This window comes from Flagellimonas flava (assembly GCF_050617915.1).
Taxonomy (GTDB): Bacteria; Bacteroidota; Bacteroidia; order Flavobacteriales; family Flavobacteriaceae; genus Flagellimonas; species Flagellimonas flava_A.
This window is the reverse complement of record NZ_JBODQE010000005.1, coordinates 70,773-96,791: the sequence shown is the minus strand read 5'-3', so window position 1 is coordinate 96,791 and position 26,019 is coordinate 70,773. Positions and strand designations below refer to the sequence as shown.

The 26,019-nt window shown below is 42.5% G+C and carries 30 protein-coding genes; 10 read left to right on the top strand and 20 right to left on the bottom strand.

The genetic code is table 11. The annotated features are described in order from the left end of the window. The first annotated feature begins 17 nt into the window (after positions 1-17). The gene (locus ACRHOZ_RS13705) at positions 18-1,001 is read left to right on the top strand and encodes a polyprenyl synthetase family protein (protein WP_431126566.1); all 984 of its coding nucleotides are present in this window, start codon (positions 18-20) and stop codon (positions 999-1,001) included. Here the strand turns inward: ACRHOZ_RS13705 and ACRHOZ_RS13700 are convergent. After that, complete coding sequence (locus ACRHOZ_RS13700; RefSeq protein WP_431126564.1) at positions 998-2,140, bottom strand: lycopene cyclase family protein; 1,143 nt, start codon at positions 2,138-2,140, stop codon at positions 998-1,000. The two genes, ACRHOZ_RS13705 and ACRHOZ_RS13700, sit on opposite strands and share 4 nt — an antisense overlap. Before the next feature lie 110 nt (positions 2,141-2,250). Between ACRHOZ_RS13700 and ACRHOZ_RS13695 the strand changes: the two genes are divergently transcribed. Continuing rightward, positions 2,251-3,537: an alpha/beta hydrolase family protein gene (locus ACRHOZ_RS13695; RefSeq protein ID WP_431126562.1), complete on the top strand. Its 1,287-nt coding sequence runs from the start codon at positions 2,251-2,253 to the stop codon at positions 3,535-3,537. Positions 3,538-3,777: 240 nt separating this feature from the next. Here the strand turns inward: ACRHOZ_RS13695 and ACRHOZ_RS13690 are convergent, their stop codons facing one another. From ACRHOZ_RS13690 to ACRHOZ_RS13680, 3 genes are all read right to left on the bottom strand, one after another. Beyond that, positions 3,778-3,957, bottom strand: coding sequence for a SymE family type I addiction module toxin (locus ACRHOZ_RS13690; protein ID WP_431126560.1), 180 nt, complete (start codon positions 3,955-3,957; stop codon positions 3,778-3,780). 215 nt (positions 3,958-4,172) lie between these two features. Beyond that, the gene (locus ACRHOZ_RS13685; RefSeq protein WP_431126558.1) at positions 4,173-4,727 is read right to left on the bottom strand and encodes a hypothetical protein; all 555 of its coding nucleotides are present in this window, start codon (positions 4,725-4,727) and stop codon (positions 4,173-4,175) included. Between the two features lie 74 nt (positions 4,728-4,801). Next, positions 4,802-7,072, bottom strand: coding sequence for a TonB-dependent receptor (locus ACRHOZ_RS13680; RefSeq protein ID WP_431126556.1), 2,271 nt, complete (start codon positions 7,070-7,072; stop codon positions 4,802-4,804). 158 nt (positions 7,073-7,230) lie between these two features. On the opposite strand from ACRHOZ_RS13680, the gene ACRHOZ_RS13675 reads away from it, so the two are divergent. Both ACRHOZ_RS13675 and ACRHOZ_RS13670 read left to right on the top strand, forming a co-directional pair. Next, positions 7,231-7,887: a metal-dependent transcriptional regulator gene (locus tag ACRHOZ_RS13675; protein WP_431126554.1), complete on the top strand. Its 657-nt coding sequence runs from the start codon at positions 7,231-7,233 to the stop codon at positions 7,885-7,887. Beyond that, positions 7,887-8,708, top strand: a complete 822-nt coding sequence (locus ACRHOZ_RS13670) for a ZIP family metal transporter (RefSeq protein ID WP_299382546.1) — start codon at positions 7,887-7,889, stop codon at positions 8,706-8,708. The genes ACRHOZ_RS13675 and ACRHOZ_RS13670 overlap by 1 nt, the downstream gene beginning before the upstream one ends. 3 nt (positions 8,709-8,711) lie before the next feature. Here ACRHOZ_RS13670 and ACRHOZ_RS13665 read toward each other — a convergent pair whose 3' ends face one another. The 7 genes from ACRHOZ_RS13665 to ACRHOZ_RS13635 form a co-directional block, all read right to left on the bottom strand. Continuing rightward, a complete protein-coding gene (locus ACRHOZ_RS13665) occupies positions 8,712-9,245 on the bottom strand; it encodes a hypothetical protein (protein ID WP_431126552.1) in 534 nt (177 codons plus the stop codon). An 88-nt stretch (positions 9,246-9,333) separates the two neighbouring features. Further along, entirely contained in the window at positions 9,334-10,029 is a 696-nt protein-coding gene (locus ACRHOZ_RS13660; protein ID WP_431126550.1) for a DUF4386 domain-containing protein, read from the bottom strand. Positions 10,030-10,090: 61 nt separating this feature from the next. Then, positions 10,091-10,564: a hypothetical protein gene (locus ACRHOZ_RS13655; protein WP_431126548.1), complete on the bottom strand. Its 474-nt coding sequence runs from the start codon at positions 10,562-10,564 to the stop codon at positions 10,091-10,093. Between the two features lies 1 nt (position 10,565). Continuing rightward, positions 10,566-11,324: an SDR family NAD(P)-dependent oxidoreductase gene (locus ACRHOZ_RS13650; protein ID WP_431126547.1), complete on the bottom strand. Its 759-nt coding sequence runs from the start codon at positions 11,322-11,324 to the stop codon at positions 10,566-10,568. A 117-nt stretch (positions 11,325-11,441) separates the two neighbouring features. Beyond that, a complete protein-coding gene (locus tag ACRHOZ_RS13645; RefSeq protein WP_431126545.1) occupies positions 11,442-11,960 on the bottom strand; it encodes a hypothetical protein in 519 nt (172 codons plus the stop codon). Positions 11,961-12,043: 83 nt separating this feature from the next. Then, the gene (locus tag ACRHOZ_RS13640) at positions 12,044-13,150 is read right to left on the bottom strand and encodes a helix-turn-helix domain-containing protein (RefSeq protein ID WP_431126543.1); all 1,107 of its coding nucleotides are present in this window, start codon (positions 13,148-13,150) and stop codon (positions 12,044-12,046) included. Between the two features lie 30 nt (positions 13,151-13,180). Further along, entirely contained in the window at positions 13,181-13,528 is a 348-nt protein-coding gene (locus ACRHOZ_RS13635; protein WP_431126541.1) for a hypothetical protein, read from the bottom strand. A 133-nt stretch (positions 13,529-13,661) separates the two neighbouring features. Here ACRHOZ_RS13635 and ACRHOZ_RS13630 point away from each other — a divergent pair, with 133 nt between their 5' ends. The 6 genes from ACRHOZ_RS13630 to ACRHOZ_RS13605 all read left to right on the top strand — a co-directional run bounded on the left by ACRHOZ_RS13630 (position 13,662) and on the right by ACRHOZ_RS13605 (position 18,970). Next, positions 13,662-15,692 carry a S9 family peptidase gene (locus tag ACRHOZ_RS13630; RefSeq protein ID WP_431126540.1) on the top strand — a complete coding sequence of 677 codons (2,031 nt, stop codon included), beginning with the start codon at positions 13,662-13,664 and terminating at the stop codon, positions 15,690-15,692. After that, complete coding sequence (locus ACRHOZ_RS13625) at positions 15,692-16,822, top strand: helix-turn-helix domain-containing protein (RefSeq protein ID WP_431126538.1); 1,131 nt, start codon at positions 15,692-15,694, stop codon at positions 16,820-16,822. Before ACRHOZ_RS13630 ends, ACRHOZ_RS13625 begins: the two co-directional genes overlap by 1 nt. A 79-nt stretch (positions 16,823-16,901) precedes the next feature. Next, positions 16,902-17,633: a CPBP family intramembrane glutamic endopeptidase gene (locus ACRHOZ_RS13620; RefSeq protein WP_431126536.1), complete on the top strand. Its 732-nt coding sequence runs from the start codon at positions 16,902-16,904 to the stop codon at positions 17,631-17,633. A gap of 66 nt (positions 17,634-17,699) precedes the next feature. After that, a complete protein-coding gene (locus ACRHOZ_RS13615) occupies positions 17,700-18,125 on the top strand; it encodes a hypothetical protein (protein WP_431126534.1) in 426 nt (141 codons plus the stop codon). Between the two features lie 9 nt (positions 18,126-18,134). Beyond that, entirely contained in the window at positions 18,135-18,566 is a 432-nt protein-coding gene (locus tag ACRHOZ_RS13610) for a DUF2141 domain-containing protein (RefSeq protein WP_431126532.1), read from the top strand. 11 nt (positions 18,567-18,577) lie between these two features. Beyond that, positions 18,578-18,970, top strand: coding sequence for a DUF423 domain-containing protein (locus ACRHOZ_RS13605; RefSeq protein ID WP_431126530.1), 393 nt, complete (start codon positions 18,578-18,580; stop codon positions 18,968-18,970). 4 nt (positions 18,971-18,974) lie between these two features. On the opposite strand, the gene ACRHOZ_RS13600 is transcribed toward ACRHOZ_RS13605, so the two are convergent. The 9 genes from ACRHOZ_RS13600 to ACRHOZ_RS13560 form a co-directional block, all read right to left on the bottom strand. After that, positions 18,975-19,445 (bottom strand): nuclear transport factor 2 family protein, encoded by a 471-nt coding sequence (locus tag ACRHOZ_RS13600; RefSeq protein WP_431126528.1) that lies wholly within the window; start codon positions 19,443-19,445, stop codon positions 18,975-18,977. 54 nt (positions 19,446-19,499) lie between these two features. After that, on the bottom strand, positions 19,500-20,213 hold the full coding sequence (locus ACRHOZ_RS13595; RefSeq protein WP_431126526.1) for a hypothetical protein: 714 nt from the start codon (positions 20,211-20,213) through the stop codon (positions 19,500-19,502). A 38-nt stretch (positions 20,214-20,251) separates the two neighbouring features. Next, positions 20,252-21,004, bottom strand: coding sequence for a DUF4097 family beta strand repeat-containing protein (locus tag ACRHOZ_RS13590; RefSeq protein WP_431126524.1), 753 nt, complete (start codon positions 21,002-21,004; stop codon positions 20,252-20,254). A 44-nt stretch (positions 21,005-21,048) separates the two neighbouring features. Beyond that, entirely contained in the window at positions 21,049-21,843 is a 795-nt protein-coding gene (locus tag ACRHOZ_RS13585) for a zf-HC2 domain-containing protein (protein WP_431126522.1), read from the bottom strand. A gap of 5 nt (positions 21,844-21,848) precedes the next feature. Then, on the bottom strand, positions 21,849-22,346 hold the full coding sequence (locus tag ACRHOZ_RS13580; RefSeq protein ID WP_431126520.1) for an RNA polymerase sigma factor: 498 nt from the start codon (positions 22,344-22,346) through the stop codon (positions 21,849-21,851). A 162-nt stretch (positions 22,347-22,508) separates the two neighbouring features. Beyond that, positions 22,509-22,658: a hypothetical protein gene (locus tag ACRHOZ_RS13575; protein WP_431126518.1), complete on the bottom strand. Its 150-nt coding sequence runs from the start codon at positions 22,656-22,658 to the stop codon at positions 22,509-22,511. Next, a complete protein-coding gene (feoB, locus tag ACRHOZ_RS13570; protein WP_431126516.1) occupies positions 22,658-24,883 on the bottom strand; it encodes a ferrous iron transport protein B in 2,226 nt (741 codons plus the stop codon). Before feoB ends, ACRHOZ_RS13575 begins: the two co-directional genes overlap by 1 nt. Further along, complete coding sequence (locus ACRHOZ_RS13565) at positions 24,880-25,122, bottom strand: FeoA family protein (RefSeq protein ID WP_431126514.1); 243 nt, start codon at positions 25,120-25,122, stop codon at positions 24,880-24,882. Before ACRHOZ_RS13565 ends, feoB begins: the two co-directional genes overlap by 4 nt. A 91-nt stretch (positions 25,123-25,213) precedes the next feature. Next, positions 25,214-25,888, bottom strand: a complete 675-nt coding sequence (locus ACRHOZ_RS13560) for an SCO family protein (protein ID WP_431126512.1) — start codon at positions 25,886-25,888, stop codon at positions 25,214-25,216. Between the last annotated feature and the right edge of the window lie 131 nt (positions 25,889-26,019).

Genomic DNA, 26,019 nt, shown 5'->3' with positions numbered 1-26,019 from the left:
GACCGTATTTTTGATCCATGACGAATTCAGACGCCATTGAACGTTACCGAGAAATGTTCAATTCCCATTTGGAAAACAAACTGATTCCAAAAGAACCCCACAACCTCTATGAGCCCATCGCCTATATATTGGGCTTGGGCGGAAAACGGATGCGCCCTGTGTTGACATTAATGACAACGGACTTGTTTGGAGGTAGCCCCGCCGATGCGTTGGATGCGGCACTGGCCATAGAGGTGTTCCACAATTTTTCCTTGGTGCACGACGATATCATGGACGATGCCCCTTTACGAAGAGGGAAGACCACCGTTCATGAAAAATGGGATATCAACACGGGAATTTTGTCAGGGGATGCCATGCTGATCAATGCCTATCAATATTTGGAGGACTATTCTCCTGAAGTTTTTAAATCACTTACGGTACTTTTTAGCAAAACGGCGGTTGAGGTTTGTGAAGGCCAACAATACGATGTGGATTTTGAAACCAGGGATGATGTCACCATTCCGGAATACCTTAAGATGATCGAGTATAAAACGGCTGTTTTGGTGGCTTGTGCCATGAAAATGGGAGCGATTTTGGCAGGGGCTTCGGAAGAGGATGCACAATCCATTTATGAGTTTGGACAAAATCTGGGGATAGCATTTCAGTTACAGGACGATTACTTGGACGCTTTCGGCGACCCCAAAACTTTTGGAAAGCAGGTTGGGGGAGATATCATTGAGAATAAAAAGACTTTCCTCTATTTAAAAGCTTTGGAATTTGCGCCTAAGGAAGACAAAGAGGGGCTGATGCACCTCTATTCCATTCAACCCGAAGATTCAAATGCCAAGGTAGATACGGTCAAGACCATTTTTGAGGAAAGTGGAGCGGTGGATGCGGCCAGAAAGGAAATCGAAAGCTACACCCAAAAAGCTTTTGCCACCTTGGAATCCCTCAACATTCCCGAAAAGAACAAAGAACTTTTAAAGGCATTTGGGAACAAGCTCATGCAGCGTACCGTTTAAAACAACCTGTTCCAAAGTGCTTTTAGAAAGGGACGTTTGGGACAGGCCCAAATGATTTGGAGGTCTTCCCAAAGGGAAGTCTCTTCCTCCAGAAATTTCAGAATCAGTTGTGGCTTTCTTTTTTTAAAAAGCGATTCAAAGATGCTGCTTCCCAAATGGTTTTGTTTGGATAGGATGTCCAAAAGCAATAGATCATAGAACCAAAATCTTTTCTTTTGATACAACCCAGTAAGGCTCTTATCCATTTTTATGCGATTTACCAGACGTTTCACTTTCTTGTGGGTGTTATAAAAGGTAAAACCGGTACTGGGTTTGGCCCAACCTCCAGCAATGCCAATATTAAAAACCCTATCAGAGTTATGCTTATGAAATGGATAGCTAGTCATGGGAATGGAGCCTTGTTCACTATCGATGATTTCAAAATTCGCGCAACTCAGTTTGTTTTTCAGATAATCCTTTATGGCTTCTTCGTACTCAGACTTTTCCAATAGATTTTCTGAAAACAAAGTATATTCCACTAAGGCTTCAGTCTCTGAAAATGGGAGTAAGTACATAAATCTAGTATTCCCTTTTTGGGGAACGGAAAAGTCCATAAAGGTGGCCTCGTTTGGATTAAAAACCGGTTTAGGGGTTTTTACGAACCATCCCAAAAAATGCTGTTGAATAACGGGATACTTCTGTTGGGTTTTGATTGCTTTGGAATCAAAAATGCTATTAAAGACTTGTTTGCCCAGGAATTGGTCAGTTTGGGTTGAAACAGTTACCCAGTCTCCATTCTCTTCAATCCGTAACACCTCATCCCGTACCCATTGGATGTTGGAATACTTCTTCAATCTTGATCTGAATTCCTTGTAAAAGTTTATGCCGCGTAGCATCTTATACCTGTAGGGGGTAATGGAAAAAGATAAGCTCAAATCCTTTCCTCCAAAAAAGATATTGGGCCAGTTTTTAAATAATATACTATCAAAATCCCCGACACCTTTCTCCCAAAAACACCAAGTGCGATCATTTTTGGATTTGTTGTCCTTGTCCAAGATCAAGATGGACTTGTCAGAAAAAAAGGAATCATTTCCTAAGGCATCGGCCAGCAAGAGTCCAGATGCACCAGCTCCAACAATGATGTAATCGTACTTGGGCATGCCCAAAAATAAGGAAAGGAACACAGTAGATCATTATTCCAGACAAGAGTGCTTCAATGAATTCAAAATGGGTATCTTGTAAGGAGCTTAGTAACTAAAACCATCGCACAATGAAAACTGTACAATCTCGCAAATTGTTACGGACCCTTTTCCTTATGGGTCTGCTATTACCCGCTTTATTAATTGCCCAAAAAGAAACATCATTTGTTTACGGAGATGCTTTGCCAGATGCACCTGAGCTATCGGCTCGAGGATCGTATAAGGTTGGAGTCCGAACCTTGGAATTTGTAAACAAGGGGCAAGTGGATGTTCTTAATTCCAAAGAGGGGAATGATCCTCTTTACGATCGACCTTTAACGGTGGAGGTATGGTATCCCGCAACCGTTGAAACCGAAGGATTGATATCATATGATGAAGTCATGGGTACCAACGGAGACCCCAACAGACCCATAATTCCTTTTACCTTTAATGGAAGGGCCTCCAGGGATGCGGCCGCAGTAACTTCGGATGGAAAATTTCCTTTGGTCGTGGTTTCCCATGGCTATGTGGGTTCCCGTTACTTGATGACTTATCTTACCGAAAATCTGGCCTCCAAAGGATATATAGTTGCGGCCATTGATCATACGGAATCAACCTTTAAGGACGCAGCTCCTTTTCAGAGCACCTTGCTCAATCGTTCCAAGGATATCCTTTTTGTGGTGAACGAAATGGCAGCTGGGAAACACTTTCTTTCCGAGCATGTTGATGGAGATAATACGGGAATAGTAGGATATTCCATGGGCGGTTATGGCGTGTTAAATGTAGCAGGAGCGGCCTACAGTGAGTTTGCCATTAATTTCTTTAAGGGGATGACGGGAGGCAGCAATGCTTTGGCGGTTCGAGGCGGTGCAAGCGAGGCATATCAAAACTCCATGGATCCACGGATCAAAGCGGTGGTCGCTTTTGCACCCTGGGGAATGGAGCGTGGCGTTTGGGATGCAGAAACCCTGAAAGGCCTAAAGACGCCTACCCTGTTTGTTGCGGGTGACCAAGATGATATTTCGGGCTATGAAAAAGGGATCAAAGCCATTTACGAGGGCGCTGTAAATGCAGATCGATATCTGTTGACCTATATGGATGCACGACATAACGTGGCACCCAACCCACCACCTGCCGAGGCCTTGCAAGCTGGTTTGCATATTGATGAGTATTACCGCTATGCGGAACCTTCTTGGGATCAAAGACGAATCAATAACATCAACCAGCATTTTGTGACCGCCTTTTTAGGAATCCACCTAAAGCAGCAGGACTACAGCAAATTTTTGGATATCAAGGAAGACTCCAACGAGGAAACCTGGCCAGGATTTGTGCCAAGATCATCTACGGGGATGGAGTTGTTGCATGCGGTTCCTGAGTGATATGATTCTAGTTGCGTTTTAGGTATCACAATTTGTGATACCTAGTTTTTCATCTCAAACACAAAACCGTCAGTTCGAGTTTCCCGAATTTTTTCGGGATGTATCGAGAACAAGGTTTTGATTTGAAAATTCTAATTCTCGATACAATTTTTCAAGCGGGAATCTTGAAAAATCACTCGAATTGACGAATTTATATGAAACTTCCGTGGGCTTGGGATAGAATCGTGTAAAACTGCACAATTAATCTTCTAGAACAAGAACCAAAACCTTATTCTCCTGAATGACCTTAACGGTCTTGCCCTGCTCAAAACCGAGTTCCTCCAACCACTTTCCTTCCAAACGGATTTCGGGAACGGTGGTATGATCCCAAGTACGGCGACGGAATTTGGTATGGATCTTAAGTTTTCTGAAGGATTTCAATTACAAATATTCGATGAGACGAATATAAGTTGGAATTTTTATTGTCGTGTTCGGCATAGTGAACAACAGGGCATTAATTATGTTAAAATTGGACTTTTAGCTCAAAAAAACGGAGGGAAATAGAGGTTGGGGCTTATTTTATAGGAGCTTTTTGGGTTTTAGCACAAAAGAAGGAACCATACATAATCCTCAGCTTGAGTGTATAGTTGGTTTATTTATTTAACGAGTGTTCCGTCGAAATCAAATTTATAAGTACGGTTTCCCCAATCAGTTGCAAGAATATATTTTTCAGTGATTTCAAAGTCATTTACTCCTGTGGGAGTTGTGAAAATGTCTGATCCACTTCTCTTCCACATTATATTTCCATCAGAATCAACTCTGGTGATTTCCAATTCTCCGTGAATAATGTAACTGTTATTGTACTTATAAATCTCAAAACATGTAGCTTGATCAGCCTGTGTTTTCCATATCAATTCTAAGTCAGGAATTGATAAGCAAAAAATTGAATCTGAGCAACATATAACCATTCTATCATTTTCAATTATTTGAGAATTCTTGTGGATTCCAGTTCCACCACCAATTGAACCAATTATGGCCGAATTAATCAACCTGTTATTTTTAAATACTTTCAGGCCAATTTTGGTTGAAAATTTGTGTTCGGATGTCTCAAAATGAACCTTGTCATAAAGATTCATGTTATCTGAAGAAGACTCAGAATAGGTTTCATCAGTTCTTAATTCAACTTTATAGACTCCTACATTTATATTCATTTTTCCAATCGGCTATTAGTTTTAATGATGAATATATTACCATTATGTAGCTAATATAACAAAAGTCGAAAGCCCTAAAAAACCGTATACCGCAACCCAAAGAACCCTCTAATCCCTTGGTTGGGGCCATACACATAACTGGGATCAAAAGTAAGGGCAAAAGGGTTGTCCGCAGTGGCCACTACATTCCCTTGTGGGTCGAACTGTACGTTTCTGTCAAACGGGTCATTTGCTCGGGCAATGATAAAGGGATTGCCACGGTTGGGTGTCCAGTCCAACAGATTTTTTACACCTCCGTAGAACTCAAACTTATCCAATCCTTTATAGGTAAACTGGATATTTTGGATACTCCATGTGGGAGATTCAGGTGACCTTGGATCCAAATCTCCCAACAAAGGTAATCGCATTGGGCCGTACAAATTACCCGTATAATCCACGGTCAAGTCCAAATTTCGGAAGGTGTAGGAGACATTCCAAGTACCTGTAAAACTTTCGGTGAGAATCTGGCGCTGGGTCACCCCGTTTTCGGTATTGCTAACATCTTGCCAGGTGGCGCCCACCAAAAATTTTAGGCCGTTGGGCAAAACCAAATCCACATTGGCGCTTACCCCTTGCGAAACGGATTTTCCATCCAGGTTGTCGTAGATAATCTGGTTGGGATTGGTTTCGTAATCGGGCAAAATAATATTGGAGAAATGGGTGTAGAACACTGAGGCATCTATGCCGATAAAGGTGCCGTTGTCACCATAAATTTTCTTCAGATAGTTAAGGTTAACGTTGATGGAACGTTCCGGTTTCAACTCCTCGGCAATGATCACATCCCTAGATCCCGTTAGGGCCGCATGATCCTCGGTAAAAAGGTTGACCACCCTGAATCCTGTACCCGCATTGACCCTAAAAATATCATTGTCCGAGATTTTCCATTTATAAGCCGCCCTTGGGGTAAAGATGTTGCCGTGCCGTTGATCATAGTCATAACGCAATCCACCTAAAAAGGAATGCTTCTCGGCAAACTTAAACTCATCTTGCACAAAAACACTGGGAATCCAAACTTCGTCCCTAGTTTCGGTTGCGGGGGTGTTGTCATCGTAGTAATTGTAACGGATTGCACTTCCAAACAACAGATCATGCTTTCCTGCGGTTTTATCCCAAGTCAATTGTCCAAAACCAATGCGCTGATCGGCCAAATAACTCACATCCCCATACACCGAGTTTTGGTTATGGTCATTATAGGAAACAGACAACATCATTTTTTCATCAATGGGGAGCTGGTATTTACCCAAAACCTCCCATCTTCGGGTATAGATGCTTTCCCCATAAATCTCGTCACCACCCCTGAATTCTGGAGTCCATTGTAGTTCACCGCCCCATCTGTCTTCGTAAAAGAATCGGCCAGCCAGGGAAAATAACTTGGAATCCTTACGCTTAAAATTCCATTTCTGGAATATTGATATTCGGTCTTGTAGCGTGAGGTCGGTGAAGTTGTCCCCATTGTTGTCCACTACCTCATCGAAGTTAAAATAGTTGACCCCAAGGAGTAGGTCGGTGTTTTGGCCCACTTCAATTTTGGAGCCCACGTCCAAATTGTACTCGCCCCAACCCGTTACATAGGCATCCGCAAAAAATTCCGGGGCATTGGGGGCATGTTTGGTAATAACATTGATCAACCCACCTACTGCTTCACTACCATATAGGGTAGAAGCCGGGCCTTTTACAATTTCAATTTGTTCTATCAAGGAGTTGGGAATTCCTGATAGCCCGTACACCGTACCCAAGCCACTGACGATAGGCATGCCATCAATCAACACCAAAGTATATGGGCCTTCCAGGCCGTTGATATGAATATCCCCAGTGTTGCAAACATTGCAGTTGATTTGCGGGCGTACCCCGTTCACATTTTGAAGGGCTTCAAAAATGTTGGGAGTTGGATTCTTTTTAAGGAATGTTGGGGTGTACACCTCAACGGGTACCGCACTTTCCAATCTACTGACAGGTTTTAAGGTTCCAGTAACCACAGTTTCCTCCAGACTTTCGGCCGAAGCCTCTAGCTCAATATCCAAAGTTTTTACCTCGCCATTACCTATCAAAATGGAAGTCCTATAGGCGATGTAACCTATGGAAGACGCTATCAGTGTGTATTGTCCAGGCTCAATATTGGCGAGCTCATAATGCCCATCAGCATCCGTTGCCGTACCCATTTGAGTGCCCTTTAATAGGACATTGGCATAGGCAATAGGCTGACCATTTTCGGATAAGGTGCCTGTTAGGGTTCCCTGAGCCAAAGAGTTTGAGCAGACCAAGATGCTTACAATTAAGAAAGCTAGATAGTTATACTTGTTTTTCAATTCGGGTAAAATTAAATTTAGACAAATCTAAAAATTTGTTTTTATAAATAAAAATGTATTTTTGGAAAAATTTCAAAAGTATTATTAGCCCCAGCGGAGTTGAGGGCTATATATGGTAATAACCTCTCGACTGCGCTCGAGGTGATGTCAAAAACAAAATGACCCGATCAGAGGAAAATTACATCAAGACCATCTTTCATTTGGGAGGAAGCGATTCTGTGCCCATTGCCACTAATGCCATTGCGGAGCAGATGGAAACCAAACCTTCATCGGTAACCGATATGGCCAAGAAGTTGGCGGAAAAAGGATTGGTGCATTACAAAAAGTACCAAGGGGTCTCCCTCACGGATATCGGAATCAAAACAGCACTTTCCATCATCAGAAAACACCGTTTGTGGGAAGCTTTCTTGGTTAAAAAGCTTGATTTTACCTGGGATGAGGTTCACGAGGTGGCTGAGCAACTGGAGCATATCAAAAGCGAAAAGCTCATCGACAAGATTGACGAACTGTTGGATTTTCCAAAGTTTGATCCCCATGGTGATCCTATCCCGAGCAAAGACGGAAAGTTCATGATTCGGGATAAGCAACTGTTGAGCGATGTTCCAGAAGACACCGAAGGAGTTTGTGTTGGCGTCAAGGATACCTCGCCCACTTTTTTGAAATTTTTGGACAAGAACAACATCGCTTTGGGGAACACCATCCGAATCTTGGAAAAGGAGGAGTTTGATCAATCTTTGCACATTCAAATGGATGGCAAGGAACTTCATATTTCACATCAAATAGCATCTAACCTTTACGTAAAATTGAACGATTAATGGAAGAAGTAATCCAATATTTTGAAAGTATAGATCCCATATTGGCGGCCTTTTATGCCACCGTTTTCACCTGGGGATTGACGGCTGCCGGGGCTGCCTTGGTCTTTTTGTTCAAGGGAATGAACCGCGCAGTTTTGGATGGTATGTTGGGCTTTACCGGAGGGGTAATGGTAGCTGCCAGTTTTTGGAGTTTGTTGGCACCCGGAATTGAAATGAGCGAAGGCGAGGGATTTGTAAAAGTGATTCCGGCTGCAGTCGGATTTTTATTAGGGGCCGCTTTTATTTTTGGGCTGGACAAGGTATTGCCCCACTTGCATATAAATTTTAAGGAAAGTGAAGCCGAGGGGGTAAAAACACCTTGGCACAGAACCACCTTATTGACCTTGGCCATTACCTTGCACAACATTCCTGAAGGTCTTGCGGTAGGGGTGCTGTTTGGTGGTGTTGCTGCTGGTTTTGATGGAGCCACCATTGGAGGTGCGGTCGCATTGGCCTTGGGGATTGGTCTTCAAAATTTTCCGGAAGGATTTGCAGTTGCGATGCCTTTGCGCAGACAAGGATTAAGCCGATGGAAAAGTTGGGTGTATGGGCAGGCATCTGCTATTGTTGAGCCTATTGCAGCGGTCTTGGGCGCTTGGGCCGTACTTACTTTTGAGCCTATTTTACCCTATGCATTGTCCTTTGCAGCAGGAGCCATGATTTTTGTGGTAGTGGAAGAGGTGATTCCCGAAACACAAAGGGACAAATACACCGATATCGCCACACTGGGCTTTATCGGCGGATTTATCATAATGATGACCTTGGATGTGGGGCTGGGTTAAAAGTCAATCGTTAAAATAATCTTCTGGGTCAAAGGGGATGTCATCATCCGGATCTATATCGTCATAATTGACTCCTGGTGGATTAAAAAGACCCCATCTGTCAATGATATAGCTCCAAGGATCAAAAGTCTTGACCCACTCTGCAAATAGCACACGAAACTGTTCTACTTCGTTTCGAAGAAGTTCCAAATATTCCAAGTGCTTAAAACCGTGCATTTTTAACCCTGTACTGTCGGTTAAAATTTCTCTTGCCGCTTTTCTGATTATGGCCGCATTTTCCATTTTAATGTCATACAAATCTGCTCCTATGGCACCTGCCATTTTAGGATTAATCATCATTGCATTGCTTTTCAGGTATTGCGCATGATGTTGGAGCGCGCTTTTTTTTGCTTCGGGCAATAGGTTATATTCCTCATCAATTACCAACTCGGAAATCTTTTCTGCCAGTTGAAATATCTCCTGCCCTTTTTGATAGATGGGCATTTTTCTTATCGATTCGTATGAGTTCCTTTGATTTTCATCATCTTCATCAAACATAGTCCTATTGCTTTATCATTTTACTCATTGCACATTTTGGGCTGTATCATCACGTTAGCCCTGGATATGTGGCTAAGGTAAAAACTTATTACTCTTGGACAACAGGAGTTTTGATTCCCATGATCAACAGCCACAGACAAGTACCCAATTCCCCAATACTGGCAGGTATGGTGATATAATCCGAAATCCAAAGGGAATTGTAATCGGGGCAAAGCACCCTGCCTATGAAATCCAAAAAATAGCCTATACTTCCCACCATTAGGAATAGCCCTAAAACTTTCGGGAGAAATCCGGATTTATAAACCAAATAGCCAAAGGGGAATAGCCATAGGCCCCAGAAAATTTGGGATATCAGAATGCCTTTAAAATACGATTGAAAGGCCTGCATCACCTGAGTCTCAATTTGAGCTGCACTGTACACCTCCAAAAATCCAGATTCACCCAAAAGGGACAACACATCAAATTTGTATATCACACTACCCATCGAAATAGGGACACTCATAAGGACCAAGACGACCATGAGCACTGCCATGTTTTTATGGACCTCCTTGAACAACTGAAAAAGCACCAAAGGCAGAAAAACAAAGATTAAATAGCACAATAGCTCACATAAAATTTCCAATCGGAATAGAAACTCGGAGGATGTGAGATTTTGGACAGTTTGTGCTGGATTATCCCAAACAATGAGCTGTGAGGGAACATACATGAGGCTGAAAATACCTGTGATGGCAATAAAAAAATACAATAGCCCAGCAAGTCGGGCAGTTTTTTGGTTGACTCCCATTTTTGATTGATTATGGTTATTAAAGAATAGACGAGTTTGGGAGTCTTTTGGTTGCCCGATTCTATCTTAAGTCGTCCAAGATTTGGCCGAAATCGTATTGCAAATCTTCGTGAAGGGCACTTATTTTCCTTTCAACATAACCCAATTGTCTGTCATATAAATTGCGCAGGGCTATATTGCTTTTAATGGAAGGACGGAAGTTCCTTAGTTTCTGACAGAAGTATAACAGCAGCTCCACCTCGGTTTCTTTGTTCCCAGAATACCGAACGTATTTTTTGATGGTACGAAGAATTTTCCGGACACTTTTTTTGATGTAGTAAAAACTGTTGGTATTGATTTCGGCAAACATTTCATCCACTTCGGCTTTGACGGATTCAATATACCCTTCCTCGTGATCGGCTTCAAAAAGAAGGTATGTGAGCAGTTCTTTGTTCTCCTTTTTGAATCGGCCCAAGCGAAGACATAAATTCAAAAGCTCATCCGGGGATCGGTGCTGCAGTTCCTTTTTGAGTTGGGCAATGGTGGACGCTTTCATATCAACTTCTCAGATAAGATGCCCCGTTCACATCTATGATGGTGCCGGACGAATAGCCAGCTCCTTCCGAGGCCAAAAACAAAATGGCGTGGGCCACTTCTTCGGGTTGTGCCATCCGCTGAAAAGGGGATTCCCGCAGCAAATTTTCCCGTTCCACTGGGGTCAAGGTTTCAGCAGCCATTTCCGTTTCGGTAAATCCTGGAGCCACTACACCGACATGGATATGGTGTTTGGCCAATTTTTTGGCCAAGGACTGACTCATGGAATTCAAGGCCGCCTTACTGGCACCATAGGCCGGTTTGGTGGGCTCGCCGCGGAACGCACCTCTGGAGGACACATTTACAATCTTCCCCCCACCAGATTGCATCATGGCTTTGGCACCCCAATAACAGAGATTGGATACCGCAAAAAGGTTGGTATTAAAAATGTTTTCCCAAGCATTGGCCCAATGGTCAAAATCCACTTCCTCTATATCGTGGAAAATGGAAATTCCGGCATTGTTCACCAAAATATCAAGTTGACCATAATGTTCTATGAACTTATGGACCAAAGTTTCAGGGCCATTTTTTTCGGAAACATCCTGTTGAAACAATTGGTGCCCTGAACCCGATAATTGGGAAAGGGTTCTTTCAGCTTCCTCGGTATTACTGCGGAAATTGAGACCTACTTTGGCACCTTTTTCAGCGAAGGCTATGGCAGTGGCCTTACCAATGCCACGGGAGGCACCAGTGATCAAAATGTTTTTGCCAGTAAAATCCATCCATTGTCTTTTGATGCTATCAAAGATAGCAACTAAGTGGAGGATACAATTGATTAGATTTTAACGATGGAAAAAGTTGGAATGCACCGGAGCTGAATGACGTTTTGTGCCTCCATGTTATTTTGTTCTTGTGGCTACATCATTGAATATCTGGATCCAATCCTTGTCTTTTTCAAAGACACTGGCCCAGCCATTCCAAACCAGTTTGTCCCGATCAGCATAAGAAATGGTTGCCCTAAAAAACCGATCTTCAATTACATTCTTGGGAGTAATGGCAATGATGCGTTCGTTTTCCTTGTCCAAGAACCATTTGAATTGTCCATGCAAGGGAAAGTCATGGGCAAAGTTGGTGGCTCGGAAACAGCCTTCCTTTTCATCATAATTGATGATATAAGAGTAATATCGTTTTCGGCCTGTTTTCTGAATTGTTGTTTCGGATTCACATCGGATGAACTGCCCATTGAGGTAGTACTCGCAATAACGGGTTCCAATTTCCTGATAGGCCCTATCCGTTCCGGGAAGTATGGTTTCCACAATGTTCCAACTGCCAATAAGAAAGTCAAGATCTTTAATGGATTGGGAATAGGTGGCATTACATAAAATAAAAGCGAAAGTAACAAGGATAGTTTTTTGCATTTTGATTGAGTTTTCCACTCAAAGTAAAAAGCAGCCCCTTTACAGAAGTCTCAATTTCTGTTTTTAGGTATCAAAACCTGTTTTTATGAAGAATTTTTCATTTTATATTCCTTGGGTGTCAATCCTGTGGAGGATTTAAAAACCCTATTAAAACTAGCCTTTGAATTGAAACCGGAATCGTAGGCAAGGCTCATAATCTTTAGGTGCGCATTTTTGGGGTCTTTCAGTTTTTCCTGAACTTCTTTCACCCGATACCCATTAATATACTGGAAGAAATTTTTGTTGAGGCTGCTGTTGATGGCTTCTGAGATGGTTCTGCCCGGAAGCCCCACCGTTCTGCTAAGATCCATCAATCCCAGTTCTGGATTTTTAAATAATTTCTGTTCCTGCATTACCAGATCTAGCTTTCTGATTACTTCCGCCAATTCATCATTAGGCAAAACCGTTGCAGGGACTTCTGATGGTAGAAATTGAACTGTTTGTGCTTGCAGATAACCATGTATGCTAAGCCAGTACAGCACACAAGCATATAACAATAGGACTGCATATCTATATTCGCTCCACTGATCAAAGAACAACATGCCACTAATACCAGAGCTTATTACAAGAAAAATCAGAATAATGGCAAAAGAACCAACAATCACCACTACAATATGCTTGGCCCATTGCAGGTCAATTTTATGGGTGTTGGATACATTTTCAAGAAGGTTTCGCTGATAGCTATTGATAATCCCCAAGGAAAGCATCATGTAAAATAGTATGGAAATTATGGCCATGGATTCAAGCAATTCGGCGGTAAAGTGAAACCAATGGTATGGGTGATGGTTTCCAGAGTAAATAAGATGGTAGATACTGTGCAAATAATTGAGCACAATAGGACTAAAATGCCAAAGTTGTTTGGGGCCAAAACGGAATCCGGAATGTGTAAGGGTTTTTACATAAAAGTAAAAAGAAGGCCCAATCCAATAGGATAACGAAAACGGCAACCAAGCCAACCACCTATGTGAATGCCAAATGGAGGGATCCAACATATAAGGTGTAAATGTCAAGCACATGCAAATAATGGTCAGGGAAAGGAAGCGGTTGGCATATCTATTTTCCCTTTTCTCCAAGACCAAAAACCCAAATACAAATCCATTGGCCACGGCGCAAATGGTGATTAATTGGATAATGGAAAGTTCTAATTGCAATGCAATGGGTTATGGTCACTTGGAGTGAAGTTATGAAAAGATTTGAAGGAACATGGCCAGGCCAACCATTAATCCCAACCACAAAATCCCGATTAAAATGAGGCCAAAGACATGCAAAAACAGCAGAAGCTCTAAATAGACCCGTTGTTTTTTGGTGACTTGCTTGGGTTGCGAATACCAAATGGTCTGGGTTCTTTGCAGCAGCACTTTACAACTAACACCTCGGTTCTCGGCAATTTTTTCAATACGGGATTTTACAAATCGATACCCATAAGTAACAATATAAAATATGCCAACCAGGACGCTTAAGCCCAGAGCAGCGGAGTAAAAACCCTCGTACCAGGATTGAATGGATAAATGGATGCCCAGAAAAAACATAAAACAAAATAACGATGACGAGACAGCTTCACGAGGTTGGTTGCGGGAGCTGCTGGATTTAAAAATTTACTATGGGTAGGGGTCAGCTTGACCACTTCTTTTCGCTACCTTTAAAGCTACAAATTTTGATCATATGAAGCGATTTCTTTTGCTCCTTTTTACCTTAGGGGCTTTACAGTTATCAACCTCCCAAAAACAACATTTTTCCTATTTAGATGTCTTTGATTTGCAATACGCATCGGATCCACAGATTTCACCCAATGGTGAGTGGGTGGTTTACCGAAGAATGGGATATGATATCATGAAGGATGCTTCCAAAGGAAATCTTTGGTTGGTTCGCATAGATGGGAGTCAACACCAAAAACTGACCTCCAACGAAGTTAATGAGAGCAGCCCCAAATGGTCGCCCACTGGCGATCGGATTGTGTTTTCCAGTAGCACGGACGAGGGCTCGGAGATTTTCATGTATTGGGTGGCATCTGGAAAGGTGGCCAAATTAACGCAGTTGCCCTTTAGTCCAAGTTCCCTGACCTGGTCCCCAGATGGGAAGCAATTGGCTTTCTCCATGAATGTGCCGGAAGCTCCACCCGTGATTGCCAAAATGCCCAAAAATCCCAAGGGTGCCAAATGGGCCGAGAAGCCAAGAATTACAGATAGGGTGTATCATGAAGCCGACGGGAGAGGTTATATCAAACCAGGGTTCAATCATATTTTCATCATTCCTTCAGACGGGGGTGCCCCAAGGCAGATCACCTCCGGGAACTGGCATCACCGAGGAACACTTTCTTGGGCCAAGAATGGAAGTAAAATTTATTTTTCCGCGAATAGGGTAGAAGATTGGGAATACCGATTTAGAAACAGTGAGATTTATGCTGTGGATGTGCAAAATGGGAATGTAGAAGCACTGACCGATAGAAATGGGCCGGATTATAACCCAAAGGTTTCTCCGGATGGAAAACTAATAGCTTATCTGGGTTTTGAAGACAAGATACAGGCATATCAAATCAGAAAAGTGCATATCATGAATGTGGATGGAAGTGGTAAAAGGGTAATTTCTGAAGGGCTGGACCGAACCATTTCCGACATTCAATGGAATTCCAAAGGGGACGGATTGTATGTTGCCTATGATGACAAGGGAAATGGAAAAGTAGGGTTGGTTTCCTTGTCTGGCAATACCTCCAAAATTTTGGACAATGTAGGAGGAACAACTTTAGGCCGACCTTATCCTAGCGGTTCCTATAGCGTCTCGAATAATGGGACAATTGTGTACACCCAATCCAGACCTAATTATCCTGCGGAGTTGGCAGTACTCAAACCAAAGGGAAAGAATCCCGTCAAAATCACAGGTCTGAGCAAAAGTCTGCTAAACTATCGTGAATTGGGTAGGGTAGAAGAAGTGTGGTACAAATCCTCGGTGGATGGACGGGACATTCAAGGTTGGGTAGTATACCCTCCCAACTATGATGCTTCCAAAAAATATCCCTTTATGGTGGAGAACCATGGAGGCCCCATTTTAAATTATGGAGACCGCTTTTCCGCAGAGATGCAGTTGTATGCCTCCGCCGGTTATATCGTATTTTATCCCAATCCCAGGGGGAGTACTAGTTACGGAGAGGAATTTGGAAATCTATTGTTCAACAACTATCCTGGAGAGGACTACAATGATGTAATGGATGGTGTGGACCATTGCATTGGCATGGGCATAGCCCATGAAGACCAATTGTTTGTAACAGGTGGCAGTGCAGGCGGAATAATGTCGGCCTGGATGATTGGGAAAAACAATCGTTTTGAAGCTGCTGTGGTGGCCAAACCAGTAATGAACTGGATCAGCAAGACCTTGGTGGCTGATAATTACTTTTACTATTATGATCATCGTTATCCAGGACAACCTTGGGAAAATTTCGAGGGTTATTGGAAGTTTTCGCCCATCTCGCTCGTTGGCAATATACAGACCCCGACCATGGTGATGGTGGGGATGAACGATTTACGAACTCCGCCAAGCGAGGCAAAGCAGTTGTACCACGCGCTTAAGCTCCGAAAAATTGAAACGGTACTTGTCGAAATCCCGGGCGCAAGTCATGGTATTGCCAGCAAACCGAGTAATTTGATAACCAAGATTGCCCATACCGTGGCCTGGTTCGATAAGTTCAAGAAGAAAGATTGATGCAGTTGGATTGGAACATAGCGCTACTCCTTGTCGTTACGTTCCAATTTTTCTTTATCGCAGTCTTTTTATTGACCACTAACCCCGGAAAAAAGGAAAGCAACCTATTTCTGGGGATTTTCTTTTTGGCATTGGGAATCAATATTGGTGACATGCTCTTGCAAATGACCAATAACCTTGGGAACTTTCAGCTTTTTTTTCTGTTGGATGATGCCCTCCTCCTGCTTTTTGGGCCATTGATTTACGGGTATGTCAGATCCAATATACAGCAAGAATTCAAACTTGGGCCAAGGGAGATTGTGCACGTAGTTCCATTTCTTATTGCTCTGGCAGTATTGTTTTTGATATTTACCAAGGGTTCATCAAGCTATGAAGAAGTGCAAAAAACTATAACCCTGGGAAGCTCCAACAGGGTGCTATTGGGGACAATAATACTCTACCTTCATCCATTGATTTACTTCTGGCAATCGAAAAAAGTTCTGGACCAATATAAAATGTCATTGAAGGAAAGCTATTCCAATGCTTCCAAAATTGATGTAAAATGGTTCGATTTTATCCTTCTTTCCATTGCCGCAATTTGGGTCTTGGGGATGTTGCATTCCATCATTCCCTTTACGCCATTGCGGAAATATTTGTTCATTACACTTTTTCTCTTTGTAGTCCTTTTGTTTGCCTTCATCAACAGTGTGCTGTTCAGGGTGTTGAAAAGACCACAACTTTTTTTACAAGGAGCAGACGGGTGGGCAAAAAAGTATGCGGGCTCCAATCTCTCAGAAGACAAAAGGGTGGAGTATGCCGAGGTACTAGCTCGCAGGATGGAGGAAGACAGCCTGTATACAAATCCTGATTTGAACATTGGCGATTTGGCAACGCTAATGGATTTGTCATCCAAAGAAATTTCCCAGATTATCAACCAGACTTTTGACCAGCACTTTTTCGATTTTGTGAACTCCTACCGCATCGATGCGTGCAAAAGACTGTTGTCCGATACCGATTCGGGATTGACCGTGCAGGAAATCATGTATGAAGTTGGGTTCTCATCCAAGTCTTCCTTCAACACCATCTTCAAAAAAAGAACAGGACTCACTCCCACCGAATTTAGAAATCAACAAAATCCGGCCAAAAAGTAAAAAAAGGTTCGGTTTCATGAAGTAGAACCACAACGGGTTGCCGCTCGTATAGATTTGCTTCAAATCAAACTCTTGGATTATGGAAATCCCACTTAAAAACAGATTGGGGGGCTTGCTGCAACGATCAAAAATTGCCATCATGCTTGAAATTATTTTGGTTTTTGCCATTGCCCTGATTTTTATGGCCTTGACCATTCCCTTGGTGGAGGGAAACCTATTTATGCAACAGGGAATGGTATGGTTGGCCAATGCCATTATGATCGCATTGATTTCGACCGGGTTATGGTTGAGAGGAGAAAATTGGCGGCATTTCGGAATCTCTTTTCGTTTGGGGCGGGCAAAGGATGTTTTGAAGACATTTTTATGGTCACTTTTGGTCTTTGCCATTGCCCTGATTTCATTTGGGTTGGGACATAAGGTGGGAATGTTGCTATTTTCCATCGATGTCCAGATCGATATTTCTGGGTATGAATATTTAAAGAACAATCCAGGGATCTTTATTTTGTCGTTGGTCGGGGTCTATTTCATTTCATCTTTTGGGGAGGAGTTCATCTATCGCGGTTTTTTGATCAATAGGTTCGGTTTGCTGTTCAGTGGTTCATGGGCAAAAAATATAATTTCCATTCTTATGAGTTCCATATTGTTCGCATTGGCCCATTATAAATGGGGCACTATTGGTGTGGTCCAAACGTTTTTTATGGGAATGGCCTTGGCAACCTGCTATGTTTTGCTTGGGAAAAAACTCAATATTCCCATTTTGGCACACGTTTATATGGATAGCTTGCTATTTTTGAACATCTATTTCAGCTGAATACCCGAATGGAAAATTTAAATACCTTGGCTACGTTATATTTGGAGGACACATCCCATTTATGAAATGAAAAAAAGACATTGGCTTTGGAACTTGCTCATTTTGCTTACACTTATCGTGTGTTTATTTGCCTTTGTACTCCACTATAAAAACTGGTATAGGATAGAAGAGGGAGAGTTCAAAATCGTTTCTGGGATTTATTATCAAAAAGTTCCATTGCACGAAATAGACAGCCTTAAACTGGTGGAAAAAGTTCCTGAATTGGAACGTTCCAGCGGATTTTCCTGGATGGTGGCGGAAAAAGGGGTTTTCGTGGATTCCATCACCCAATCCAAGGTGTATTTTTTTGTGGATGATTTGGCACAGCACAAGATAAAGGTGGTACACCATGATAGCCTTCGGATGTTCATTAATTTTAAGGACAGTTTGCAGACCCAAGACTTTTTTGAAAATTTACAGCGCCTAGTAGAGCAATCCAATAAATCAAATTGATCGGATAATATGCATTTGACCCGAAGCTTTTCCAAGAAACTGTTGTGGCTTTTTATAACCATGGCTCCCATGGCCATTATTGCTCAGAACACCATTTCCATAGAGGTGTCCAACATTCCTTCAGCGGAAGGCAAGGTCAATATCGCGGTTTACGATTCAGAATCTACTTTTTTGAAATTTGAAGGGGTTGTGAAAGCCAGCAGTGTGGAGGCCAAAAAGGGTAAAGTGAATCTGAAACTGGAAAACATTCCTGAAGGGGAGTACGCCCTTGCCATTTTTCATGATGAGAACGGCAACGATAAGCTGGATAAAAACTGGCTTGGAATTCCAACGGAAAAAGTGGCCTTCTCACGGGCCAAGATGAAAACCTTTGGGCCGCCATCGTATCGCGATTGCTGTTTTAAGGTTAAGGGGGATAAGGCCATCAGCATTACTTTTTAGTAACTTTCCGTATGGAAACAATATTATTGGCCCAGTTCATGGGCGCCCTGTATGGTTTATTGGCTGTTGTCTTCGGAGCTTTTGGGGCCCATGCCCTTAAAAAGAAATTGACCCCAGATCTACTTCATAGTTTTGAGACCGGGGTCAAATATCAAATGTATCATGCCATTGTGCTTTTGATCCTTGCCTTTAACCTTGGTTTTGACAATGCACTGGACAGCTATATCGTCAATTGTTTCGTTTTTGGAACCTTACTTTTTTCCTTTAGCATTTATGGACTGTGCCTGAGTGCCGCCAGTGGAAAAAAACTACGTTTTTTGGGCCCCATTACCCCCTTGGGAGGTCTACTATTGGTTGTTGGATGGGCTCTTTTGCTCTATTCCTTTGTCTCGTCCATGCTATAGGCGGTCAATCAACCTGAACGGGCTCTATTTTACCATAAAACCAAGGCGTATGTTGATTGGTAACTGCCACCCATTTCCATTGGTCATTCTTTTTTTGCGCACTTAGGGTCATCAAACCAATTTCCTTATATGTGGTATCAGCTGGTTGTTCTTTTTTGATCCAAAACATCTTCCAAGAATAATAAGCCAGGGCACTATCATCGTCCAAAAAACGGATCTTGGGCTCCCCAATTTCATAGTAGTAGTCCAAAGAGTCATTATTGGCAAACATCAAATGAAACCTTTCCAGTTCGTTTTTTCCTTCAAAAAAATACCCTTGGGAGTTTATCCAGGTGGCATCATCAGCAAACTGGGGCATGACCAAGGCCACATCTTTTGCAATCATGGCTTCCTCCCGAAGAGCAATCATTTGTGTCAGGGCCAAGGAATCCTTTTTCCTGGTGTCGGCATCGGCATTGGACGATTTTTCATGCATACAACCCGAAAGAATGAAAAATACCAACGCTAAATAATAGAATGGTTTCATACCCTAAAGCCGTAGATACATGTTCCCGTTAATGGTGTTCAGTTTCAACCGATAAGTGGCACTGTCAAAACTTCCTTCCACCTTTTGGCCCACATGTCTATCGGTTACTTTTAAGTCCAATTTTTCATCAGCATAGATCAACCCATGAATGGTTTCTGCCGTAAGATGTGAATCTCTCATGACCAAATCAATTTCTCCATTGATGGTCTTTAAATCCATATTGCCCTTATACTGGGCGATGTCTATATTGCCATTGATCAAATCCGCGGTAAAATCCCCTTCAATTACCTCTGCGTTAAGATGCCCATTGATGCTGCTTACCGTAAAATCAGCATTTTTTGGCACGTAGAGAACATAATTAAAAGTGTACATATCGCTGGTGTGATAGTAGCTGTGCTCCCCAGCGGGACGAGTTTTCTCCCACTCGTCGTGAAAAGCCTTAAATACGGATTCGGGCTCGGATGTTATTCCAATATACCCCTGACCTTCATGTATGTTTAGCTTGTAAAGATTTAAGTACTTGCCCTCTTTGGTGCGTAAGCTTGCCTTAAAGTATACTGTCGATTTATCCCAGGTCTTGACTTCAATTTCAGAAGCAAATTTCACATCCATATCAATAACCTGATTGTTGTAATTGATGTTTTTTTCTATCACTTTTTGAGCGCTTAGTGATAGGCCCATAAGGCCCATCACCAGCATTGCTGCTAAATTTTTCATGATGTATTGTTTTTTGAGATGAATAAACTTGAAGTTGCCTACTGCTTTCTTAGGTAAATGTTCCCATTGGTGGATTTTAAGGAAATCTTGACCCCGCCATTGTTGATGGCAGCCCTTACTTTTCGGTCGGAAATGGAGGTTAATCCGTTCTTCTCCTCCCGTTCAAGTTCAAAGTTGGTGTAAATGTCCCCATTGACCGTTCCAAGTTGCAAATCTGCGGGAGTGTTGGCAGGAAGGGTCACGTCCACATCATCGTTGGTGGTATAAATGGAAATGGGAGTGTCTTGTTTAACCGTATCAAAGTCTACCGTGATTCCACCGTTGAGTGCATTTGCAGTTACCGGTCCGTTTACATTGGAAATTTCAATGCTTCCGTTCAATTGCGCATTGGCCTCCACTTCCCCGGAAAAGCCGTCAATTTCAATATCCCCGCTCCAAGTACTTTTTACTGAAACGTTTTGGGTTTTGGGAAGATAGATGATGGCTCCTTCGGATCTCCTCAAATTCTTTACGATTAAGGTGTTCCCGTCTTGCACCACATAAAATCCGACCTCGGTATTGTCCGAACCTCCTTCGCCAACTAGTCGGAGACCTTTGGATTTTTCGGATACCTTGGTGCTTCCACTACCTTTTATTCTGATTTCGTTGGCAGTTTGGGTTCTAAGGGTAATATCTGATTTGGATTCAATTTTGACCCATTCCACCCCGTTTAAGGCTTTGGTGTAATCGGCCTGTGCTTGGGCCAGGGTACTTGTTACAAATGCTACTACTAAAATTGATAAATTTCTCATGATTTTTCGTTTTTTGATGCTTCGACTGTGCTCAGCACGGGTTTTTATATAATTTTTGGCAATGCCAATTTGATTTCATTTTTAACAAAGGGTTGGGTGTCCTCCTGCTCCAACAATCTTTGCATGGGTGCCACCGCTTTCTTTTCCTGATTTTTGACCAGGGCCTGTATAATACCAATCTGAATGCTTGGATTTTTCTCTTTGCCCAATGCCTCAATAAATACGGATTTAACCATTTCGGACGAAGCTAGGTTGGTGAGTGCTTCAAAGGCATTGAGTCGCACAATATCATTCTCGTCAAACAATAATCTATTGGCCAATGCACTGATAATGGCTTCATCCGGATTTGGGAATTCCTCGATATAGCTCACCCCCTGAATCCGTTTACTGGCGGATTGATTTTCCATTAAGGAAAGCATGGCCGTTTGTTTTATTTGGAGACTTTCTTCCAGAATAGCAGCTACATCTTGATTGGATTTTTCCATTTCCAAGATTCTACCGGTTTGAAATGTGGCGATAAGCAAAGCAACACTGGCAGCTATTTTGAGCAAGTTGGACGCCCAGCTGCCCTTGTTGTTTTCAAGCTTGACCACCTTGGTTTGGGAAAGCTTTTCTTGTTCCAAGGCCTGATCAAATTGAACCCTTAATCTATCTGAGGGTACCTGCAGCTGTTCTTTATTAAAAGCGGTGAACAACGTCCTAAGCTCCTCCAGTTCTTTTCGGCAGGATTCGCTTACCGCAAGATGGTCTTCCACTTCTTGCTTTTCCTTGGGAGACAACAGTCCATCCAGGTAGGCTGGTAGCTGGCTTGAAATAAATTTATCTTTTTCTGACTTCATATTTTCTAATTGGACTCCAGATAAATAGTCCGGAGTTTTTTCAAAATTCTACTTACTTTGGTCTTGACCGCACCTGGGGTACTACCTACAATTTCGGCCAGCTCCTCATAGCGTATTTCCTTGTAACGGTTAAGAACTATAAGCTCTCGATCTTGGGGGTTGAGTTGGTTAAGGGCATTTTGCAATTGTCCATAATCCTCTCCACGCTCCGCATCATTCGCAACCGTTTTATATTCCAGCACATCCACAGGTTCATGATATTTGTGGTTTCTGGTAAAGTGGGTCTTCAAGTTGTTTCTGGCAATGCTGAACAGCCATGAAACAAAGGCCCCATCTTTGTAAGAACTTCTATACTTTATCAGCTTATAAAAAACATCCTGCGTTAGATCTTCACTTAACATGGCATCTCCAGACATCTTAAAAAGATAGTTGTAGACATGCTTGTGGTGTCGGTCAAAAAGTACCTTGAGCAAATCAAGATTGCCGTCGGCGACTTTTCGCATTATAATTTCATCTGAAAGCGCTTCCAATGCTTTTCTTTAGCTGGTTTGTTATCCTATATAGTCAGGAAATTAAGAAAGGTTACACTGGTAGTGAAAAAAAAGTCAAAAAAGAGTCATCTGCCAATGCAGGCGGATTATAAAAACTAAAAAGGTGATTAGGAATCATTCGCAGCCACAACCGTCCTGGCCACAGGCCTTGGAATCCTTTTTTTTGCCTGAAACCAATGACTTGGGCAAAAAGAACTTCCAGACCAAATAGCCAATGGCAAAGGCAAGGGTAAGATAGACCAATATGTGTTGCAGTAGATCCATTAATTAAGGATTTGAAAGGCGGTCAGAGCTACAAGATACGCAAAAACGCTCATGAAACCCAGTTGAAGCAAGGGCCATTTCCAGCTGTTGGTCTCTCGTTTCACAATGGCCAAGGTGCTCATACATTGCATGGCAAATGCATAAAAAAGCATCAAGGATATGCCCGAGGCCAAATTGAAGAGGGGCTTTTTCCCCGACTCGTCCAGCTCGGCAGCCATTCTGTTCTTAATGGTTTCTTCTTCATCACTGCCCACACTATATATAGTGGCAAGGGTGCCAACAAATACTTCACGTGCGGCAAAGGAGGTTAATACGGCGATACCAATTTTCCAATCGTAGCCTAGCGGCTTTACAATTGGCTCAATGGCCTTTCCGGCGTAGCCAATATAGGAATGCTCCAATTTATGACTTGCTATTTCCTGGGCTTTTGCGCGCTGCTCCAAATCGGCGGTCAAGAGCTGTATGGAATCTTGGGATGCTTTGGGCATCACTTCTCCAGACTGGGTTTGCCTTTCCTCAATATAGCTGTTGATGTTGTTCTGGATGTAATTTTTACTGTACGTGCTAAGACCTTCCGTTTCTATTCTCTGGGAAACAATTTCCTCTGCATTTTTAAAGTCCTCAGAAGACCCGTTGGATCCCAGAAACCATAGGACTATGGAGATGGCTAAGATAATCTTACCGGCACCAAACACAAAACTCTTGGTTTTTTCAAGCACGGTATAGGCCACATTTTTGATAAGGGGCAAACGATAGGTTGGCATCTCTACCATGAAGAGGGAACGACTACGGATCTTTAAAATCTTGTTCAAAACGGATGCGGAGAAGATTGCCATCCCAAAACCTAGCAAGTACAATAGCATCAACGTCAAAGCCTGATAACTTAATCCCAAGATTCGCCCTTCGGGAATAACAAGGGCTATAAGAATAAGGTAAACGGGCAATCTGGCTGAACAAGTGGTAAACGGAGTCACCAAAATAGTGATGAGCCGTTCTTTCCAATTTTCAATAGTACGTGTCGCCATCACAGCGGGGATAGCACAGGCAGTTCCAGAAATCAGCGGGACAACACTCTTGCCACTCAATCCAAACGGCCTCATGAGTTTGTCCATCAAAAATACCACCCGACTCATATACCCTGATTCTTCCAAAAGGGAGATAAACAGGAATAAAAAGGCTATTTGCGGAATAAAAATGACGATACCGCCAATACCCACCAAGATTCCTTCGGCCAACAAATCTGTGAACACCCCAGAAGGCAATGTGCTCTTTAACCACTCCGCGGCATTGGCAAATTGCTCGTCAATAAAGTCCATAGGGTAGGTGCTCCAGTCAAAAATAGCTTGGAACATCAGCAATAAAATGGCAAAGAAAATCACGTACCCATAAACTTTATGGGTCAGGATTTTGTCCAAAGAAGCCCGCAATCCTTTGGCTGCATTGAAATCTACCTTGTATGTTTCTTTTAACGCATTATTGATGAACTGATACCTCAGAACGGTTTCCCTATGTTGTAATTTTTTGAGTTCGGTCTTGGATTTGGTGGAAAAAGAAGTGGCATCCTGAATTCGCTTTTTTTCTAAGGGCATGAAATTTACATCCTGGGTGATGACCATCCAAAGCTTGTAAAGATCTTCATTGGGGAATGCCTTTTGTAATCGGCTAAAATATTCAGGGGCAATACGGGATGTATCTATATTTGGGGTATTGGGGAGAGATTCGAAATCTTCAATCAACTCCTTTATATGATCTACACCCCTGCCTTTTCGTGTACTGACCAAGGCAATTTTGGTATCCAACTTTTGCTCCATAGCGGCCAAATCAAGGGAAATGCCCTTTCTGGACATTCGGTCGGCCATATTAACGACCAAAATTGCTGGAATCCGAAGGTCTTTGATCTGGGTAAAGAGCAGCAAGTTCCGTTTCAAGTTCTCCACATCGCTCACCACTACCGCCACATCCGGGAAATCCTTGTCGTTTTTGTTGAGCAACAATTCCACCACAACGCTTTCGTCCAAGGAGGTGGTATTGAGGCTGTAGGTACCTGGAAGATCTAAGATCTGTGCTTTCTGCCCGTTTGGAAGTTTACAAACCCCCACTTTCTTTTCAACAGTAATACCAGGATAGTTGCCCACCTTTTGTTTGAGGCCGGTAAGTTGATTAAAAACAGAAGTTTTTCCAGTATTGGGATTACCGATCAGTGCAACTTTGATGCTCTTACTCATACGGAGGCGGGGTCTTCTTCAATTTCAAGTTCTATTTGTAGGGCAAGGGAGCGTCTAATGGCAATATGGCTACCGTTTACGTTGATGTAAATGGGATCTTTTAATGGAGCAACCTGAACCACTTCCACGGTATTTCCTGGAAGGCACCCCAGTTCCAAGAGTTTAATGGGGAGGGTTAAATCGGAAAATTCCTTGATTACCCCAGATTGTCCCTGTTTTAGATCTAGAACCGTTGCCACAAATCTTATTTAGAATAAATTTAATTAAGGGCAAAAATAGGCAAAAATGACCATATAATATTGCCAAACTTTTACTAATTGAAACAGCTGATCACTGCGCATAGCTGGCCTCCAAAATGGCAAGGTCGGCAAGCAGCTGGTCAATCTCCTCGCGATTGGTTCCGTCATAAAATCCCCGGATTCTTCGTTCCTTGTCCACCAAGATAAAATTTTCCGTATGGATCATGTCATAAGGTCCGCCATCACCGTCTGTCTTCACCGCCAGATAGGATTTTCTGGCCAGCTCATATATCTGTTTTTTGTCCCCGGTGACCAAATTCCACTTGTGATCCAACACGCCCTTTTCTTTGGCATACTTCTTTAATTGGGCAACCGAATCTATGGCAGGGGTGACGGAATGGGATAACAAGAGTACATCATTCTTGTCCATGATGGCATTTTGGATTTCGACCATATTCTTGGTCATTATGGGACAGATTGTGGGACAGGTGGTGAAGAAAAAATCAGCTACATATATTTTATCATGGTAATCTTCCTCTGTAATTTTTTTTCCGTTTTGGTTTGTCAATTCAAAATCGGCAATGGTATGATACTTCTTTTTATAGTGCAGGGTGCTGTCCACCAAAGCTTGATCTACCATGGAAGGTTGGTACACAGGTAGCGTTTTCTTGGGTTGTAACGCGTTGTAAAAAAGGTAAATGATCACTGTTGAAAGTGCCAAAAGAACGGCACCAAAAAACTTAAACTTGGAAAAGAAATTCCTCATGCTGCAAAATTACATTCGGCTCAAGGAATCTTCAAGTGAAATGGAGTTTTTGTTCCTAAAACTTTCTTAAATACGCCCATTGCCCAAAATCATCTTTTTATAAAAGGGCTAAAAGCGTACTTTTGCGGGGT

Excerpts from the sequence above, each read along its gene's own strand:
- ACRHOZ_RS13620 (WP_431126536.1), top strand. The coding sequence starts at position 16,902 with ATGGAAATCCCACTTAAAAACAGATTGGGGGGCTTGCTGCAACGATCA.
- ACRHOZ_RS13600 (WP_431126528.1), bottom strand. The coding sequence starts at position 19,445 with ATGCATGAAAAATCGTCCAATGCCGATGCCGACACCAGGAAAAAGGAT.
- ACRHOZ_RS13580 (WP_431126520.1), bottom strand. The coding sequence starts at position 22,346 with ATGCGAAAAGTCGCCGACGGCAATCTTGATTTGCTCAAGGTACTTTTT.
- ACRHOZ_RS13615 (WP_431126534.1), top strand. The coding sequence starts at position 17,700 with ATGAAAAAAAGACATTGGCTTTGGAACTTGCTCATTTTGCTTACACTT.
- ACRHOZ_RS13590 (WP_431126524.1), bottom strand. The coding sequence starts at position 21,004 with ATGAGAAATTTATCAATTTTAGTAGTAGCATTTGTAACAAGTACCCTG.
- ACRHOZ_RS13595 (WP_431126526.1), bottom strand. The coding sequence starts at position 20,213 with ATGAAAAATTTAGCAGCAATGCTGGTGATGGGCCTTATGGGCCTATCA.
- ACRHOZ_RS13630 (WP_431126540.1), top strand. The coding sequence starts at position 13,662 with ATGAAGCGATTTCTTTTGCTCCTTTTTACCTTAGGGGCTTTACAGTTA.
- ACRHOZ_RS13665 (WP_431126552.1), bottom strand. The coding sequence starts at position 9,245 with ATGTTTGATGAAGATGATGAAAATCAAAGGAACTCATACGAATCGATA.
- ACRHOZ_RS13650 (WP_431126547.1), bottom strand. The coding sequence starts at position 11,324 with ATGGATTTTACTGGCAAAAACATTTTGATCACTGGTGCCTCCCGTGGC.
- ACRHOZ_RS13605 (WP_431126530.1), top strand. The coding sequence starts at position 18,578 with ATGGAAACAATATTATTGGCCCAGTTCATGGGCGCCCTGTATGGTTTA.
- ACRHOZ_RS13585 (WP_431126522.1), bottom strand. The coding sequence starts at position 21,843 with ATGAAGTCAGAAAAAGATAAATTTATTTCAAGCCAGCTACCAGCCTAC.
- ACRHOZ_RS13705 (WP_431126566.1), top strand. The coding sequence starts at position 18 with ATGACGAATTCAGACGCCATTGAACGTTACCGAGAAATGTTCAATTCC.
- ACRHOZ_RS13575 (WP_431126518.1), bottom strand. The coding sequence starts at position 22,658 with ATGGATCTACTGCAACACATATTGGTCTATCTTACCCTTGCCTTTGCC.
- ACRHOZ_RS13660 (WP_431126550.1), bottom strand. The coding sequence starts at position 10,029 with ATGGGAGTCAACCAAAAAACTGCCCGACTTGCTGGGCTATTGTATTTT.
- ACRHOZ_RS13675 (WP_431126554.1), top strand. The coding sequence starts at position 7,231 with ATGACCCGATCAGAGGAAAATTACATCAAGACCATCTTTCATTTGGGA.
- ACRHOZ_RS13655 (WP_431126548.1), bottom strand. The coding sequence starts at position 10,564 with ATGAAAGCGTCCACCATTGCCCAACTCAAAAAGGAACTGCAGCACCGA.
- ACRHOZ_RS13645 (WP_431126545.1), bottom strand. The coding sequence starts at position 11,960 with ATGCAAAAAACTATCCTTGTTACTTTCGCTTTTATTTTATGTAATGCC.
- ACRHOZ_RS13685 (WP_431126558.1), bottom strand. The coding sequence starts at position 4,727 with ATGAATATAAATGTAGGAGTCTATAAAGTTGAATTAAGAACTGATGAA.
- ACRHOZ_RS13625 (WP_431126538.1), top strand. The coding sequence starts at position 15,692 with ATGCAGTTGGATTGGAACATAGCGCTACTCCTTGTCGTTACGTTCCAA.
- feoB (WP_431126516.1), bottom strand. The coding sequence starts at position 24,883 with ATGAGTAAGAGCATCAAAGTTGCACTGATCGGTAATCCCAATACTGGA.
- ACRHOZ_RS13695 (WP_431126562.1), top strand. The coding sequence starts at position 2,251 with ATGAAAACTGTACAATCTCGCAAATTGTTACGGACCCTTTTCCTTATG.
- ACRHOZ_RS13560 (WP_431126512.1), bottom strand. The coding sequence starts at position 25,888 with ATGAGGAATTTCTTTTCCAAGTTTAAGTTTTTTGGTGCCGTTCTTTTG.
- ACRHOZ_RS13610 (WP_431126532.1), top strand. The coding sequence starts at position 18,135 with ATGCATTTGACCCGAAGCTTTTCCAAGAAACTGTTGTGGCTTTTTATA.
- ACRHOZ_RS13700 (WP_431126564.1), bottom strand. The coding sequence starts at position 2,140 with ATGCCCAAGTACGATTACATCATTGTTGGAGCTGGTGCATCTGGACTC.
- ACRHOZ_RS13670 (WP_299382546.1), top strand. The coding sequence starts at position 7,887 with ATGGAAGAAGTAATCCAATATTTTGAAAGTATAGATCCCATATTGGCG.
- ACRHOZ_RS13635 (WP_431126541.1), bottom strand. The coding sequence starts at position 13,528 with ATGTTTTTTCTGGGCATCCATTTATCCATTCAATCCTGGTACGAGGGT.